A 17530-nucleotide genomic window follows, 5' to 3' on the forward strand; every position below is an offset into this window, starting at 1 on the left:
TCAATGGACTTTCGATGTGAAACTTTATTGAACCAACCTCTAAAGGAGAAAGAGGAAGGGGTTTACCCATGAGCTTGCTATCAACTGATGGGCAAAGTCTCTCTTTTTTTCGTGAGAAGATGGGATTCGAAGACGAAATCATGCTGAAGTACCTGCAATTTGCGAAAGTGGAAAAAGTGGAGGTATCCCGCGCGAATCGATGCGTATGCGTTTGGCTTTTCCTCCCGGAACGAATGCCCGCGTCCCTCTTTCAACGATTGCAGGAAGCGTTTTTCCGCGTCATGCCGCAACAGGTGGACGTGAACTTGCGTTTCCGCTACCTTCAACCGCTTTCACAGATTCGAGAGGTCGTCGATGAATATTGGGAAACATGTTTGCTTGAAATCGCAGGAGATGACCGCTACATCGTCAGTTTGTTAAAGACGTATGAATGGAACAGCGACACAGAGGTGTCTGTCCTTTTTTTGGATGATATCAGTTTGGAACGGATGCAGAAAAAACAGTTCCATTCTGCCATTGAGCGATGGTACCGGGACAAGTTGCAGATACAACTGCAAGTCACTTTTCTCGTGGATCGAAAACGAGAGGAGAAAGTGCTTGAAATCCGCAAGAAAAACCAAGAGCAGGAAGCTTCTTATTTGGAACAAATGATGCAAATGATTGCGGAAGAAGAAAAAAAGGCGAAGGAAAAAGAAGCGGAGCCGGAGGAAACGGGCCCAAGTCAACTCGTGTTTGGTCGTCCCATCGAAGAAGAGGCACAACCCATCAACATGATCCAGGATGAAATGAGAAGAATTGTCGTTGAAGGACGGGTCTTCTCGCTGGATGTCCGCGAATTGCAAAGCGGGCGCACACTCTACACCTTCAATCTTACAGACAATACCAACTCGATCATGTGCAAAGTCTTCGCGCGGGGAGACAAACAACTGGAAACTTTGCAACTCTTAAAAGAGAATATGTGGGTGCGTGTGCAAGGATCGGTACAGTATGATACCTTTGCGAAAGAACTTGTTCTGATGATTATGGATATGCATGAAATCGATGCCCCCAAACGCTTGGATACAGCTCCTGATAAGCGAGTGGAACTGCACCTGCATACGCCGATGAGTGCACTTGACGGCGTCACGTCTGTTAAGGATCTGATCAAACAGGCGGCAGATTGGGGACATCAAGCGATCGCCATCACCGACCACGGCGTAGTACAAGCGTTCCCAGAGGCATACGCTGCAGCAAAAAAAGCGGGCATCAAATGCTTGCTTGGCGTCGAAGCGTATGTAGTCGATGACGGGGTGCCGATCGTTTATAAACTGAATGATGTGAATGACCGGGCGCTTAATGATGAGACCACTTATGTCGTATTCGATACGGAGACCACCGGTTTAAACGCGGTCGAAAACACGTTGATCGAGATCGCTGCCGTCAAGATGAAGGGAATGGAGATCATCGATCAATGGACGACATTGATCGATCCCGAGACGACGATTTCGCCAAAGATCACCGAACTAACCGGTATTACGAACGAGATGGTTCAGGGGCAGCCGAAACTTGCCGAAGCTCTCTCGAACTTCCGTGAATTTGTCGGAGATGCCGTTCTGGTCGCTCATAATGCGGAATTCGATTTGGGGTTTATAACCGTATGCGCCGCAAGAGTCGGCATGCCGGAATGGACCAATCCTGTTCTTGATACATTGCCTTTGGCGCGCCGCTTGTATCCAAACGAGCGAAATCACCGTTTAAAAACATTGACACAGAAGTTTAACGTGGAGTTGGTCAACCATCACCGGGCTCTCGATGATACGGTGGCAACGGCCAAAGTCTTCCAACATATGCTGAAAGATCTGAAAGACCGCGGGATTACGCGTTTATCTATGTTAAATGAAAACGACGGCGAAGTGGATTACAGCCGCATGCGTCCTTTTCATGCGACAATTCTCGTGAAAAACCGGGAAGGATTACGCAATCTGTATCAACTGGTGTCCAAGGCCCATGTGAAATATTTCTACCGGGTTCCGCGCATCCCACGCAGTGAACTTGTAAAACACCGGAACGGGTTGTTGATCGGTACCGCTTGTCAGCAAGGCGAACTGTTCAACGGCATTTTGCGAGGAAAAACACATCAGGAGTTACTGGAAATCGCCAAGTTTTACGATTATCTCGAGATTCAGCCGCTCGCTCATTATACACCTCTCCTCCGGGATGAATCGATTTCATCTCTGGAGGCCGTCAAGAATTATCATCAAATGATCATCGAGATCGGTAATGAACTGGAAAAGCCGGTTGTAGCGACCGGTGATGTGCATTTCCTCAATCCGGAAGACAAGATTTATCGCGAAATCTTTTTGCACGCACAGAATCCTGAGGAAGCTAGCAATCAACCGCCTTTGTATTTTATGACGACCGATGAGATGTTGGATGCTTTTTCCTATTTGGGAGAGGAGAAGGCGTACGAAGTTGTAGTTACAAATCCTAGAAAGATCGCGGATCAAATTGAAGATGTTTCTCCAATCCCGGACAAGTTGTATACACCTGTCATTGAGGGCGCAGAAGAAGAAATGAAAAGAATGTGTTATGAAAAAGCAAAGCGCCTGTACGGTGATCCCTTGCCGGAGATCGTCGAAAAGCGGCTTGAGAAAGAATTGAACTCGATCATCACGCACGGCTTCTCCGTGATTTATCTGATCGCTCACAAACTGGTGAAAAAATCGTTGGATGACGGTTACTTGGTCGGTTCGCGCGGATCGGTCGGTTCTTCTTTTGTCGCCACCATGTCGGATATCACGGAAGTGAACCCGCTGCCGCCCCATTACCTTTGCCCGAACTGTAAACACAGTGAGTTTATTGCAGACGGCTCTGTCGGCTCGGGTTTTGACCTTCCGGACAAAAACTGTCCGAAGTGCAACACGCCATACAAGAAAGATGGCCAGGATATCCCGTTCGAAACGTTCTTGGGGTTTAAAGGAGACAAAGTGCCGGATATCGATTTGAACTTCTCCGGAGAGTATCAACCACATGCGCACAACTATACAAAAGTGCTGTTCGGTGAGGAACACGTGTACCGGGCCGGAACGATCGCAACTGTGGCGGAAAAAACGGCGTACGGTTATGTGCGGAAATACGCGGAAGAAAAGGGATTGCAATTGCGCAATGCGGAAGTGACCCGTTTGGTAAACGGGTGCACGGGGATCAAACGAACAACGGGACAGCATCCTGGCGGTATCATCGTTGTGCCTAAATACACAGATATCTATGACTTTTGCCCCATTCAATATCCGGCCGATGATAAAACGGCGGAATGGCGCACGACTCATTTCGATTTTCACTCGATCCACGATAACCTGCTCAAGCTGGATATCCTCGGTCACGACGATCCGACGGTCATCCGTATGCTGCAAGATCTTACAGGCGTGGATCCGAAAACGATTCCGACCGACGACCCGAAAGTGATGTCGATTTTTTCCGGAACGGAAGCTCTTGGCGTCACCCCGGAACAGATTCGATCGAAAACAGGCACGTACGGTATTCCGGAGTTCGGTACAAAATTCGTAAGACAGATGCTAGAAGATACGAAACCGAGTACGTTTGCCGAACTGGTACAGATTTCGGGATTGTCACACGGAACTGACGTTTGGTTAAACAACGCGCAAGAATTGATCCGCCAAGGAACCTGCACGTTGAAAGACGTGATCGGTTGTCGCGATGATATCATGGTGTATCTGATCTATCAGGGACTTGAACCCGGTCGCGCTTTTAAGATTATGGAGTCGGTGCGCAAAGGGAAAGGGGTCAGTCCCGAAGATGAAGAATACATGAAATCGTTTAATGTTCCCGATTGGTATATCTGGTCGTGTAAGCAGATCAAATATATGTTCCCTAAGGCGCATGCAGCCGCATATGTGCTTATGGCCGTACGGATCGCGTGGTTTAAGGTATATTATCCACTAGAGTTTTACGCGACATATTTTACGGTTCGGGCTGACGATTTTGATATCGAGTTGATGTGCAAAGGTTACGATGCGATCGCGGCAAAAATCGATGAAATTGAAGCAAAAGGGGTCAATGCATCGCCAAAAGAAAAATCGCTGCACACCGTGCTTGAATTGGCGATCGAAATGGTTTCGCGCGGATACCGCTTCCTCCCTCTGGACTTGTATCGTTCAGATGCGACCAAGTTCCAAGTCATCAAAGAGGAAAATGCGTTGTTGCCTCCCTTTGGAGCATTGTCCGGGGTCGGTGAATCTGCTGCGAAAGCGATCGTTGAAGCCCGCAAAGATGGAGAGTTCTTGTCGATCCAAGATTTACAAATGCGTAGCCGCGCTTCCAGAACGGTCATCGAGCTGTTGCAGAACATGGGCTGTTTAAAAGGATTACCCGAAACGAACCAGTTGACATTGTTCTAAGCAAACGCCCACAAAGTACAAAATATCAGGGCAGAATACCCGGGTTGCGGTTTTATTCAAGCACATGTTATAATTTACATGATTTATGACTTTTATAACTCTGTCTTTAAAGAGTGGGGGTAACCCACTCTTTCCTTTAGCTTTCGATTCTTCAGGGCATTTTTATGCTTGATTCACAGAATATAGAGGAGTGGGCATTCTATGAGCAGGAGTATTTGTTCATTAGGAGGGGTTCGATGTCGAAAAGAAAAGTTACGGAGATCGTAGAGGAACTTGCATTGCCGATCGTTGAAGAGGAAGGGCTTGAACTGGTGGATGTCGAGTATAAGAAAGAAGGAGCCAATTGGTTCCTGCGGATTTTCATCGACAAGCCGGGCGGAGTCGATATTGAAGATTGCGGGCGTGTGAGCGAAAAACTGTCGGATAAACTGGATGAAGTAGATCCGATCCCTGATAGTTACTTTTTGGAAGTTTCTTCTCCTGGTGCAGAAAGACCATTGAAGAAGCCTGCCGACTATCAACGGGCGATCGGTAAAAATGTGTACATAACGACTTACGAACCTTTGGACGGGAAGAAGGTTTTCGAAGGCGTTTTGAAGTCTTATGACGAAGAGGCTATCGTTGTCGAAGAGATGAATAAAGAGGTCTCGATCCCGTTGGAAAAAATCGCATCTGCACGATTGTCGATCGTCTTTTGATTCACGTGTGCAGAGAAAGGAGGAGAAAACCAACTTATGAATACAGATTTTATGGAAGCGTTGGAGCAGTTGGAAAGAGAAAAAGGAATCAGCAAAGATGTTTTGATCGAGGCGATCGAAGCTGCGCTCATTTCCGGGTATAAACGCAATTTTAATTCCGCACAAAACGTACGTGTAGACATCAATCGACATACTGGTTTAGTGAAAGTATTTGCGCGCAAACAAGTGGTGGAAGAAGTGAATGATCCGAGACTCGAAATCTCTTTGGATGCGGCGGAACAGATCAACCCGTCGTACCAAATCGGTGATATTGTCGAAATCGAAGTGACTCCGCGTGATTTCGGCCGTATCGCTGCACAAACGGCAAAGCAGGTCGTCACCCAGAGAATTCGTGAGGCTGAACGCGGATTGATTTACAACGTGTTCGTGGATCGTGAAGAAGACATCGTGACTGGTGTCGTACAAAGACAGGATGCGCGCAATTATTATGTGGATCTCGGTCGGGTGGAAGCGGTGTTGCCATTTACTGAGACGATGCCTACCGAAAAATTTAAACATGGCGATCGGGTGAGGACATATATTACGAAAGTGGAAAAAACGACGAAAGGACCGCAAATTCATCTGTCACGCACACATCCGGGCTTGCTGAAACGTTTGTTTGAACTGGAGGTACCGGAAATCTTTGAGGGCGTTGTCGAGATCAAATCGGTCGCTCGTGAAGCGGGGTACCGATCAAAAATCGCCGTTTATTCACGCAATGAAGATGTCGATCCGGTGGGGGCATGCGTAGGCCCGAAAGGTCAAAGGGTACAAGCGATCGTCAATGAATTGAAAGGCGAAAAAATCGATATCGTCCGTTGGTCAAGCGATATAGAAGAGTTCGTCGCGAATGCATTATCCCCTTCAAAAGTTGTGCAAGTAGACATTAGGGAAGATGAGAAGGTCGCGCGCGTGATTGTTCCCGATTATCAACTGTCGCTTGCGATCGGCAAGGAAGGCCAGAACGCGCGCTTGGCCGCAAAGCTGACAGGATGGAAAATCGATATCAAAAGCGAATCCCAAGCGAATCAAGGGATAGCGGGAACTGACTCAACCGATGATGAGCCATTGCCGCATGTGGAACACGAGGTAGAGGAATAGCAAGGGGTGAGCGAGGTTGGCAGCAAAAAGGATACCGCTTCGCAAATGTACCGGTTGCCAGGAAATGAAGCCGAAAAAGGAGTTAATACGTGTCGTCTTGACACCTGAAGGGGAAATGGCCCTCGATTTGACCGGAAAGCGGGCAGGACGAGGGGCATACATCTGCAAGAACATGGATTGCTTCGTTCTGGCGCGAAAGAAGAAGGCTCTTGACCGTTCCTTGAAAAGTACAGTTTCCGAAGAAATTTATGATCACTTAATGGAAGAACTGTCCAAGGTTGATGCGCATGAATAAGCAAAAAGTGGCCAATTGGCTGGGTTTGGCGTTTCGCGCAGGATCAGCCGTGACGGGAGATCAAGCGTGTTTGGCCGAAATTCGCAAGGGCAGGGCTTGTTTAGCTTTGCTCGCTCAAGATGCCGGATCGAACACGAAAAAAAAGTATCAGGATAAATGCGCATACTATCGCGTTCCGCTTATTGAAGTATTGAACAAAGAGGAATTGGGACGCGCGTTGGGCAAACATGATCGCGCTGCCGTGGTCATCACCAATCACGGATTTGCCAAGAATATCTTGCTGGAATTAGGGGAACAAATCGGGGGTGAAGCTATTGAGTAAGTTGCGGGTATATGAATACGCCAAGCAGAAAGAAATGACGAGTAAGGAAGTTATAGCCATCCTGAATCGAATGAATATCTCTGTAAACAATCATATGAGCGTGATGAATCGAGAGATGATTGAAGCCGTGGAAAATTATTTAACAGACAAGGATCATACATCTATGGAAAATTCGCAAGTTCGGAAGAAACAAGTGGATGAACAAAACCAACAAAAAAGGAAGGTAGCGGCAGCTAAAGCGGAAGATAAACCTGCCGTGAAACGGACGGCCGAAAGCAACCAGGAGCGGAAGGGCGGCAATGAAAAAGAACGCAATCATGCAGGGAATCGCGACAATCGTCTTACGTTCGAACGAAAAATCTCAAGTATCGAGTTGTATGAAAATCTGGATGAGAAAGCTCCAATCATTCGTCATGAGCGGATTCAGAAACGGCCGAAGCAAGGGCCGAACGGAACGAAAGAATTGCGCAAACTGAATACTCCGCCGGCGGGTGCTCGCAATGGCAGTCAGGGTGGACGCGGTGCGAAAGGAAAAGGCGGCAGTCAAGGAAATCAGCAGCGAGGCAAAGGACAAGGCAGACCCAATTATCAGCAGCCGGCCCAAGCGGCACAGACACCCAAACAACCCGATTATCCGAAAAAGATAAAAGTCGAAGGGCCGATGACGGTCGCCGAGTTTGCCAAACAAATCAAACGTGAACCTTCCGAAGTCATCAAGAAGCTGTTGTATCTCGGCATCATGGCGACGATCAACCAGGAAATTGATCTCGACGCCATCCAACTGGTAGCGGCCGATTTTGACGTGGAAGTTGAAGTGGTTGAACCTGTCGATGAAGAAGCGATCGATATGTTGATCGAAGAAGAAAATCCTGAAGATTTGCAGGAACGTCCGCCGATCGTTACGATCATGGGACATGTCGACCATGGAAAAACCACATTGCTCGATGCGATCCGCCATACAAAAGTGACTGAAACGGAAGCGGGCGGCATTACTCAGCATATCGGCGCATATCAAGTAGAAATCAACGGCAAGAAAATTACTTTCCTGGACACCCCGGGTCACGCGGCTTTCACATCCATGCGTGCGCGTGGTGCACAGGTGACAGACGTTACGATCCTTGTAGTAGCAGCCGACGATGGGGTGATGCCGCAAACGGTCGAAGCGATCAACCATGCGAAGGCCGCAAATGTTCCGATCATCGTCGCCATTAACAAAATCGATAAACCGGATGCAAACCCCGACCGGGTAAAACAGGAACTGACCGAATACGGCCTGATTCCCGAAGAATGGGGAGGAGATACGATTTTCCAACCGGTTTCCGCTTTGAAAAAGACAGGTATTGACGACCTCTTGGAAATGATCCTACTCGTGGCGGAAGTTGCAGAATTAAAGGCCAACCCTGACGGCCGCCCGCGGGGAACGGTTATTGAAGCGGAGCTGGATAAAGGGCGCGGACCTGTGGCGACCGTTCTCGTACAAAACGGTACATTGCGTGTAGGGGATATCGTTGTTGCCGGTACCTCTTATGGACGCGTTCGTGCCATGATCAACGACAGAGGCAGACGTGTCAAAGAAGCGCCTCCTTCCTGTCCGGTTGAGATCTTGGGTTTAAATGAAGTTCCCAGTGCAGGGGATCTGTTTGTGGTTTATGATGACGAACGCAAAGCGCGTCAATTGGTAGAGAAAAGGCAGGCAAAACAAAAGCAGGAACTTCTTGGTGCACAAAACCGCGTAACGTTGGAAGATTTGTACAAACAGATCCAAGAAGGCGAAGTGAAAGAGCTGAATATTATCATCAAGGCTGATGTACAAGGTTCGGTCGAAGCGCTTGCCGGAGCGCTGGAAAAGATCGACATCTCAGGGGTTCGCGTCAACATTATTCACAAGGCTGTGGGTGCGATTACCGAATCGGATATCCTGCTTGCTACTGCATCGAATGCGATCGTCATCGGCTTCAACGTGCGTCCTGAAACGAATGCTTCAAAGATGGCTGAATCGGAAAATGTTGACATCCGTTTGTACCGTGTCATTTATGATGCGATCGATGAGATTGAAAGCGCACTGAAAGGTATGTTAGATCCTGAATATAAAGAGGTCATCGTCGGACGTGCGGAAGTTCGGCAGATCTTTAAAGTATCGAAGATCGGCACCATCGCAGGTTGCTATGTAACCGATGGAAAGATCGCGCGGAACAACGATGCGCGCGTGATTCGCGACGGAATCGTCGTCTATGAGGGTAAGTTCGACTCTCTGAAACGATATAAAGATGACGTCCGTGAAGTCGCTGCCGGTTTTGAGTGCGGTTTGACCCTTGAACGGTTTAATGACATCAAAGAAGGGGATATCATCGAAGCGTTTGTGATGGAGCCGGTGAAGATCTAAGTCGCATGAAAGTGTTCATTCTCTGCTAGGACACGACGAATGATGTGGAGGTGTCTCACGGTATGGCCAAGATTCGCGTGAATCGGGTCGGTGAGCAGATCAAGAAAGAGATCAGCGATATCATCCAGAATGAATTGAAAGATCCACGGATTGGATTTGTTACCGTTACGAGTGTGGAAGCTTCCGGCGATCTTCAGCATGCGCGCATTTTCATTTCGGTCATGGGTTCGGAAGAACAAAGAAGAGAAACATTACAAGCATTAGAAAGGGCGAAAGGTTTTATTCGCTCAGAGATCGGTAAGAGGATTCGCTTGCGTCTCACACCCGAACTAAGTTTCCATCTGGATACGTCGATTGATTACAGTGAAAAAATTATGGAAAAACTGCGCGAAATTCAAAGCGGAAGCGAGGAATCATCATGAGCATCGAGGAGATGCTGGAGGATGCGGCGGAGTATATCCGCTCCCATGACGATTTTTTGATCCTTACCCATGTAAGTCCCGACGGGGATGCACTCGGTTCCAGTCTTGCAGCGGCACACATCGTTGAAAAATTGGGGAAATCGTTCACGCTCGTGAATGATGATCCGATTCCTGAGAAATTCCGTTTCTTGCCTTATGCCGACCGTTTTCGTCTTCCGGGTGAAGTGGAGCGATCGTTTGTTCATGTTCTGTCATTCGATTGCGCAGACCGTAACCGGTTAGGGGAAAGCGGCGCCCTGATCGCTGCGGAGGCAACTCTTCTAAATGTTGATCATCATGCCACGAACGATCGGTTTGGGACATGTAATGTGGTGGACATAGAGGCAGCCGCAACGGCACAGGTGGTCTATTATTTGGCTCATGCTTTGCAAGTGGAGATCGACGAGGCGATGGCCACCTGTCTCTATACCGGATTACTTACCGATACGGGAGGGTTTCGTTACAATAACACCACGTCGGAGGTTCACCGCTTGGCGACCGATTTGCTTTCGCGAGGTGTTGAACCCTATCGCGTCGCAGACCGTGTCCTCGAGACGATAACTTGGCCGCGATTGCAATTGACGCGTGAAGTGCTCTCAACGATCGAGCGTGATCCAACGGGCAGAATCGCGTGGCTCACGGTTCCGTATGAGATGCTCAAAAGGACAGGTGCAATCGAGGAAGATGTTGAAGGGTTGGTCAATTACGCACGCAATGTAGAAGGTGTGGAAGTGGGGATCCTCTTTCGTGAAATCCCCGGCGGTAAAGTGAAAGTGAGTTTTCGTTCAAAATATTACGTGGATGTGGGCCGCATCGCGTTGGAGTTCGGCGGCGGCGGTCACCCCAGGGCATCTGGCTGCACCGTTGAATCTTCGTTGGATGAAATCAAGCGGAAAGTGATTTCCAGGGTAAAGGAAGTTCTCTCCACATGAACGGAATTCTTGTTGTAAACAAACCGAGCGGTTTCACATCCCACCAGGTGGTGGCAGCCGTCCGCCGGTTGACCGGCATCAAAAAAGTCGGGCACACCGGCACACTGGATCCGGAGGTGCGCGGTGTGCTTCCCTTGTGTATCGGTTCAGCCACGAGAGTTGCCGAGTATATGCTTGATCAGTCGAAAGCGTATCATGCGGAGATGACATTCGGGTTTGCGACAAATACGCAGGATTCTTCAGGCACCGTTACGGAACGGGTGGATCGAGTGGTATTGAATGAAGAGGATATCCGCCGTGTGTTTGCTCGCTTTACAGGAACGATTGTACAAACACCACCCGCTTTTTCCGCGGTCAAAATCCAAGGGAAACGTGCCTACGATTTGGCGAGACAAGGAGTCGACGTGGAGATTCCCCAAAGGCAAGTGACGATCCACTCTCTTCAAATTGAAAAGATGGATCTTGAACGGGAAGATCCCAAAATCGTATTCACAGTCGAATGTAGCAAAGGCACATATGTTCGTACACTTTGTCACGATATCGGCAGAGCCCTCGGGGTACCCGCACATATGTCCCAATTAATACGCACTCGTTCAGGACCTTATCGCCTTGAAGACTCATATACTTTGGAGGAGATTGACGTCGCATGTGCGGAAGGGCGTTTTGCCGAATTGCTTTTATCCGCATCGACTGCCGTTTCTTATATGCCGCTTTATCGTATAAAAAAATCGCAAGAACACCGCGTGGCGAATGGCATGCCCTTAAGAGTACCGTATCTTAAAGGATTTGAAGGTTTACAGATCGGTGAACGAATACGCGTGGAAGACGATTCGGCTCGTTTGCTTGCTGTGTACCGAATCGTCGCACACACAAATCATGGGATCGACACGAAACCGGAGAAGGTGTTTAGAGAGTAGTATCCGGTGCATTACTTTTCAGGGGGCGTTTGATCATGGAAGTCATTCGTATAAGCGGAAAGCCGCCTATGCGTTCTTTTGAGCCATCCGTGATGGCGCTCGGCAATTTTGATGGAGTACATATCGGCCATCAGCAAATTATAAAAAAAGCGTTCGATTTGGCGAAAACGAAGGAACTCCCTCTTGCCGTCATGACGTTTGATCCCCATCCGCGGCAGGTATTGGGAAGAGGGCATACATACGACAGTCTTCTGACCCCACTTACCGAGAAGGTTCAACTCCTGAAAGCGTTGGGCGTAGATTTTGTCTATGTCATTGAGTTCAATCGAATGTTTGCGGCGATTTCTCCGGAAGAATTTATACGCGAATACGTAAAAGGTCTGAATGCCGTAGATGTCGTCGTCGGTTTCGATTACACGTTCGGAGCCGGCGGGCTTGCGGATACGCGCGTTCTCAAAGAACTCGCGGCATCGTTTCAAATGGATTCCTACATCGTACCACCTGTCAACCGGGATGGAGAAAAAGTATCTTCTTCTCTGATCAGAGAAAAGTTGCAACTGGGCGATGTCAAGTGGGCAGCCGAATTGTTGGGGCGTCCCTATTTTCTCGCCGGTCACGTGGTTCACGGAAATAAGCGCGGTCGCCTCCTTGGTTTTCCCACAGCAAACCTGGAGCCGATCGGTTCTTTTGTGATTCCCAAAAATGGGGTTTACTTGATCCGTGCGGTGATCGATGGGGAAGAGGATTGTCTTTCGGGTGTGATGAACATTGGCTATAAACCTACCTTCGAGGGGGAACGTGTGCGTACCCTTGAAGCCCATCTCTTTGACTTTGCCCGTGAGATTTATGGGAAACAGTTGCATATTGAATTTCTTGATTTTTTACGCGAGGAAAGAAAATTTCTCTCCGCAGAAGAACTGATCGCGCAGATTCGTTGCGATATCGCTGAGGCGAAAGAGCGTTACATGAAGTATCAGTTATAGGACAGTGAACGGGCTGCATATATGTGAATTATCAGTGCTACCCATTTACTCACATAGAATCATATGTTATACTATATCATGGCAATTGCGGCTGTAGCGGTCGTTCCCAGCACATGTACTGACAGTGAGGGGATGAGCCGTGAGATACCCGTATGTCGACAGGCGTGATGAGCGTCTTATCGAATTATGCCGTGAAGTTGCTCGTATCTGTATCAGTGACGAGTTTAAACGACTCCATCGGGAAATGGTTAAACTCTATCGCAAGAGTGGAGTTCCTGATCCGCATCTCGTCGCCTTTCAGGACTCTCTGTTTTCCATATTTGTTGAGTCTGCCCATCCGGAAGGTTCATTTGAACCGTTTACGTAATCATGGGACGGATCTTAGTCACTGTTCATGCTAGGCAACGGTTGTACGAGGAACGGCAGAGGGGTATCTTGATCGAGGATATCGTGAAAGCCGCGAGAGAGATACCGGGCTATGTGCCAGTGGCTACCCGTTTCCGGGGCTTCCTCTCAACGTCTGGACGCGTGTTTGACATCGTAGCGAAGGACATCGCACATGGCCGACTGGTAATCACAGTGATTGGCAAGTAGAACCCCGGCACAGAAATTCGAGCGCCTCGACGGTTTCTTTGCTGGTGGGGATAAAAAATGAGGAGGTGGCTTGAGATGTCTTTGTCTCAAGAGCAAAAACAAGTATTGATCACCGAATTTAAAGTTCATGAAAATGACACGGGTTCTCCCGAAGTACAAATCGCGATCTTGACGAACAAGATCAACTATTTAAACGAACACTTGCGTGTTCACAAGAAAGACCATCATTCCCGTCGCGGTCTTTTGAAAATGGTCGGACATCGCCGGAATCTGCTGAACTATTTGCGTAAGAAAGATATTAACCGTTATCGTAAAGTCGTTGAGAAATTGGGTCTGCGTAAATAACGACAAAAACAAGAAGCGGGTCATTCCTGCTTCTTGTTTTTTGTTATTTGTTTAATAAAGCAGGAAATACTAACCTTGTAACGAATTTATTATGGATGGATACCTTTTGGAAAACGCTAAGGGTAAAAGGAGGCATTTTTTAGTTGTATGTATAAAGTATTCGAGACAACATTAGCGGGCCGTCCTCTGAAAATCGAGACGGGGAAGTTAGCCAAACAGGCGAATGGAGCCGTTTTGGTTCACTACGGAGAAACAGTTGTATTAGCGACGGTGACCGCATCCAAAGAACCGAGAGAACTTGATTTCTTTCCTTTAACTGTGAATTACGAAGAACGATTGTACGCGGTAGGTAAGATTCCGGGAGGATTTATCAAGCGGGAGGGCCGTCCGAGCGAAAAAGCGATCCTTGCAAGCCGCTTGATTGACCGTCCGATTCGTCCTTTGTTTCACGAAGGATTTCGCAATGAAGTGCAAGTGGTCGATATCGTGATGTCGGTCGATCAGGACTGCGCACCTGAAATTGCCGCCATGATCGGTACGTCCGCCGCACTGACACTGTCAGATATTCCTTTTGACGGGCCGATCGCCGGAGTCATCGTAGGGCGTGTCGACGGGGAATTCGTGATCAACCCGACGGTGGAGCAAGCGGAGAAAAGCGATATGCACCTGGTAGTAGCCGGAACGAAAGATGCGATCGTCATGGTGGAAGCGGGTGCAAAAGAAGTTCCGGAGAGCGTCATGCTGGAAGCGATCATGTTTGGCCATGAAGAGATTAAGCGTCTGGTCGCATGGCAGGAAGAGATGCGTGCGGAAGCTGGCAAACCCAAGATGGAAGTTCAGTACCATGAGGTAGATCCGGAGATTGACCGCATCGTCCGTGAATATGCAACCGAAAAATTAAAAGCGGCGATTCGCACGGAAGAAAAACTTGCGCGCGAGGAAGCGATCGAATCGGTCAAACAGGAGACCAGAGACTACTTCCTTGCTCAGAATCCCGAACTTACGGAAGCGCAAATCAGCGATATCAATGAAGTATTGTATAACATCGTGAAAGAGGAAGTGCGTCGCGCGATCATCTTCGAAGGCATTCGCCCAGATGGACGAGCGCTTGATGAAATCCGCCCGATCTCCTGTGAAGTCGGCATTTTACCTCGTACACACGGTTCGGGACTGTTTACGCGCGGACAGACACAAGCATTGTCCATCTGTACTTTGGGGGCCTTGGGGGATGTGCAGATCCTGGATGGTCTGGAAATCGAAGAAACGAAGCGATTCATGCACCATTATAATTTTCCGCCTTTCTCCGTCGGTGAAGCCCGTCCGTTACGCGCGCCAAGCAGGCGTGATATCGGACATGGTGCGCTTGGGGAACGTGCGCTCGAACCTGTGATTCCTTCAGAGGAAGAGTTTCCGTATACCATTCGTCTCGTTTCTGAAGTGCTCGAATCCAACGGTTCAACTTCGCAAGCGTCCATTTGCGGTTCGACGATGGCTCTGATGGATGCGGGTGTACCGATCAAGGCACCGGTTGCCGGTGTGGCGATGGGACTCGTGGCGGAAGGTGACCGAACGGCGATCTTGACGGATATCCAAGGAATGGAAGATCATCTCGGGGATATGGACTTCAAGGTGGCTGGTACAGCCAACGGCGTGACCGCTTTGCAGATGGATATCAAGATCAAGGGATTGAGCCGGGAAATCCTTGAGAAAGCATTGGAACAAGCGCATCGTGGACGTATGTACATTCTTAGCAAAATGCTGGAAGCGATCGATAAACCGCGGCAAGAACTCTCGAAATATGCGCCCCGTATCCTCACGATGAAGATTCATCCGGACAAGATCCGTGAAGTCATCGGACCAGGAGGGCGCGTCATCAACAAGATTATCGAAGAAACAGGAGTGAAGATCGATATCGAGCAAGATGGGCGCATTTTTATCGCCACCACCGATCAGGCTGCAGGCGAACGGGCGCGGGAGATCATTGAAGGGATCGTACGTGAAGTGGAAGTGGGTGCGATCTATAACGGCAAAGTCGTGCGCATCGAGAAGTACGGAGCATTTGTTGAAGTGCTCCCAGGCAAGGAAGGTCTTGTGCATATCTCCCAATTGGCGGAAGAACGTGTGGAGAAGACCGAGGACGTCGTCAAAGTGGGTGACGAACTGCTTGTCAAAGTGACGGAAATCGATCCGCAAGGCCGCATCAACCTCTCGCGTAAAGAAGCTCTCCGTCAATTGAGAGGGGAGTCTACCGGTGAACCGGAAGCAAAAGCAGGACGCGAACGTTCCAACCGGGAACGCCGTGAGAAAGGGGAGCGCGGAAACCGTCCACGTCCCAACCGTGCAGAACAACCGCAAAACCATTCCTAGCAACTAATCCAGCAAAAGAGACTTGTTTCGAGGTCTCTTTTTGTTTTTGCGATGGTCTAGAGGCTCGCATGGTCGCATACCCATCAGTAGAAGATGGGGGGACGAGTATGAACAAGCGAGACGTCATCATAAGGAAGATCGTGCTTGCGTGTATGATCGTCATGTTGACGTGGAGAGGGATCGATCAATTTCCTACCCTACATAAGTATGTTGAGCAACACAAAGTAACGGTGGGGACAGTCGCATATATTCGTACATCTTCGAAGGATGTGGCGCTCGTAATCGATGTCGATGATATCGATGCGCCTGTGAAAGATGTTGTGGATCTACTGGATCGCGAAGATGTGAAAGCGACGTTCCTTCTCAATCGAGACTGGGCCAGTCAGTATCCTTTAACCCTACAGGAGATAGAAAAGCGCGGATATGAAGCCAGAGTGTATGAGAAACTACATGGGTGGAGTTTCAATCTTGAACAATTACTTCAAGAAAACGGTACGGTCGATCCGACTCCGCTGCGTGAACGCATGAAAAGCGGTTGGGTATTACGTTTACCGGTCAAACAAAGCTCCATTCCCATTTTGCCGATTGCCATTCAAGTCGCTCGTGAAAAAGGAATGGCCATCTGCACTCTACACCAACTGGAGAGTGAGCAGAAATGAAACGTAGGAAATGGATATTCGTGCAATATTTTCCTGTCAAACAAACGCTGGTCGCAGTCGCTATCCTCGTAACGACCGGATTTTTGATGTTACATGCGAAACAACCTCTGGAATTGACTGTTGCTCATGGGGATATAAAAACGCTGCGCGAACAGGTAGAACAATTGGCAAAGACGGAAAGGAAACCGCCGATCGATGCGAAAATGGATCACGTGTGGAAAGCCATACCGGAACTGAACGGGTTGGAAGTCGATGTGGAAGCGACGATCGAACGAGCGAAAACGGCACACGGGGAGATACCGATCGTTTACCGCCAAGTGCCTCCAAAAATTAAACTGGATGATCTCGGGCCACAACCGATCTATCGGGGAAATCCCGAGAAGAGGCAGATGGCCTTGATGATCAATGTGGCATGGGGCACGGAATACATTCCTCAGATCTTGGACATTTTGAAGACTTATCATGTGAAGTCGACGTTCTTTTTTGATGGCTCATGGCTGCAAAAAAATCCAGATGTTGCGAAGGCGATTTTTGAAGCGGGACATGAGATTGGCAACCACGCGTACAGCCACCCGGACATGGCGAGAGTGTCGAGAGAGCGCGCACTTAGGGAAATCACCCGGACGAACGATTTGATTAAACAAACATTGGGCATTACTCCTGCCCTCTTTGCACCGCCATCCGGTTCATATACCGAAGAAACCGTCAAATTGGCAGCGAGTCAAAACATGCGAACCATTCTCTGGACGCTCGATACGGTGGATTGGAAGAAGCCGCCCTCCGAGGTCATTTTGCGGAAAATTGTCAGCCAGGCGACGAACGGCGCTTTGGTTTTGATGCACCCGACTGCACCTACCGTAGGCGCTTTGCGTAGTATGATACCAGAATTGCAAAAGAAGGGGTATGAATTAGTGACTGTCTCTGAACTTCTCTCTCCAGTCAGACAGGTCGGTTCATAAATAGCGTCGCTGAGGATATCAAAGAAAGGTGTTCCAAAACGTAAATTTTTGTTATAGTAGAAAGTATAATTGTTTTGG

At 48.7% G+C, this 17530-nt stretch carries 16 protein-coding genes; all 16 read left to right on the forward strand.

Annotated features, from left to right (window positions below):
- The first annotated feature begins 68 nt into the window (after positions 1–68).
- The 16 genes from DNHGIG_RS17345 to DNHGIG_RS17420 all read left to right on the forward strand — a co-directional run bounded on the left by DNHGIG_RS17345 (position 69) and on the right by DNHGIG_RS17420 (position 17452).
- Positions 69–4397 (forward strand): PolC-type DNA polymerase III, encoded by a 4329-nt coding sequence (locus tag DNHGIG_RS17345; protein WP_282200771.1) that lies wholly within the window; start codon positions 69–71, stop codon positions 4395–4397.
- Positions 4398–4633: 236 nt separating this feature from the next.
- Positions 4634–5095, forward strand: a complete 462-nt coding sequence (rimP, locus tag DNHGIG_RS17350; RefSeq protein ID WP_282200772.1) for a ribosome maturation factor RimP — start codon at positions 4634–4636, stop codon at positions 5093–5095.
- Positions 5096–5131: 36 nt separating this feature from the next.
- Positions 5132–6235, forward strand: coding sequence for a transcription termination factor NusA (gene nusA / locus DNHGIG_RS17355; RefSeq protein ID WP_282200773.1), 1104 nt, complete (start codon positions 5132–5134; stop codon positions 6233–6235).
- A 16-nt stretch (positions 6236–6251) separates the two neighbouring features.
- The gene (gene rnpM / locus DNHGIG_RS17360; RefSeq protein WP_282200774.1) at positions 6252–6530 is read left to right on the forward strand and encodes an RNase P modulator RnpM; all 279 of its coding nucleotides are present in this window, start codon (positions 6252–6254) and stop codon (positions 6528–6530) included.
- A complete protein-coding gene (locus tag DNHGIG_RS17365; protein ID WP_282200775.1) occupies positions 6523–6852 on the forward strand; it encodes a L7Ae/L30e/S12e/Gadd45 family ribosomal protein in 330 nt (109 codons plus the stop codon). Before rnpM ends, DNHGIG_RS17365 begins: the two co-directional genes overlap by 8 nt.
- The gene (infB, locus tag DNHGIG_RS17370) at positions 6845–9235 is read left to right on the forward strand and encodes a translation initiation factor IF-2 (protein WP_282200776.1); all 2391 of its coding nucleotides are present in this window, start codon (positions 6845–6847) and stop codon (positions 9233–9235) included. The genes DNHGIG_RS17365 and infB overlap by 8 nt, the downstream gene beginning before the upstream one ends.
- A gap of 62 nt (positions 9236–9297) precedes the next feature.
- Positions 9298–9657 (forward strand): 30S ribosome-binding factor RbfA, encoded by a 360-nt coding sequence (gene rbfA / locus DNHGIG_RS17375; protein ID WP_282200777.1) that lies wholly within the window; start codon positions 9298–9300, stop codon positions 9655–9657.
- Positions 9654–10628, forward strand: a complete 975-nt coding sequence (locus DNHGIG_RS17380; RefSeq protein WP_282200778.1) for a DHH family phosphoesterase — start codon at positions 9654–9656, stop codon at positions 10626–10628. Before rbfA ends, DNHGIG_RS17380 begins: the two co-directional genes overlap by 4 nt.
- The gene (truB, locus tag DNHGIG_RS17385) at positions 10625–11545 is read left to right on the forward strand and encodes a tRNA pseudouridine(55) synthase TruB (RefSeq protein WP_282200779.1); all 921 of its coding nucleotides are present in this window, start codon (positions 10625–10627) and stop codon (positions 11543–11545) included. Before DNHGIG_RS17380 ends, truB begins: the two co-directional genes overlap by 4 nt.
- A 35-nt stretch (positions 11546–11580) precedes the next feature.
- Positions 11581–12528, forward strand: a complete 948-nt coding sequence (locus tag DNHGIG_RS17390; RefSeq protein WP_282200780.1) for a bifunctional riboflavin kinase/FAD synthetase — start codon at positions 11581–11583, stop codon at positions 12526–12528.
- Positions 12529–12667: 139 nt separating this feature from the next.
- Positions 12668–12895 (forward strand): hypothetical protein, encoded by a 228-nt coding sequence (locus DNHGIG_RS17395; protein WP_282200781.1) that lies wholly within the window; start codon positions 12668–12670, stop codon positions 12893–12895.
- A 68-nt stretch (positions 12896–12963) separates the two neighbouring features.
- A complete protein-coding gene (locus DNHGIG_RS17400) occupies positions 12964–13122 on the forward strand; it encodes a hypothetical protein (protein ID WP_282200782.1) in 159 nt (52 codons plus the stop codon).
- Positions 13123–13197: 75 nt separating this feature from the next.
- Positions 13198–13467 (forward strand): 30S ribosomal protein S15, encoded by a 270-nt coding sequence (gene rpsO, locus DNHGIG_RS17405; RefSeq protein WP_282200783.1) that lies wholly within the window; start codon positions 13198–13200, stop codon positions 13465–13467.
- Positions 13468–13614: 147 nt separating this feature from the next.
- Complete coding sequence (gene pnp / locus DNHGIG_RS17410) at positions 13615–15834, forward strand: polyribonucleotide nucleotidyltransferase (protein WP_282200784.1); 2220 nt, start codon at positions 13615–13617, stop codon at positions 15832–15834.
- A 107-nt stretch (positions 15835–15941) separates the two neighbouring features.
- A complete protein-coding gene (locus tag DNHGIG_RS17415) occupies positions 15942–16493 on the forward strand; it encodes a polysaccharide deacetylase family protein (RefSeq protein ID WP_282200785.1) in 552 nt (183 codons plus the stop codon).
- Positions 16490–17452 carry a polysaccharide deacetylase family protein gene (locus DNHGIG_RS17420; RefSeq protein WP_282200786.1) on the forward strand — a complete coding sequence of 321 codons (963 nt, stop codon included), beginning with the start codon at positions 16490–16492 and terminating at the stop codon, positions 17450–17452. The genes DNHGIG_RS17415 and DNHGIG_RS17420 overlap by 4 nt, the downstream gene beginning before the upstream one ends.
- The last annotated feature ends 78 nt before the right edge of the window (positions 17453–17530 follow it).

The organism is Collibacillus ludicampi (assembly GCF_023705585.1).
Taxonomy (GTDB): domain Bacteria; phylum Bacillota; class Bacilli; order Tumebacillales; family BOQE01; genus Collibacillus; species Collibacillus ludicampi.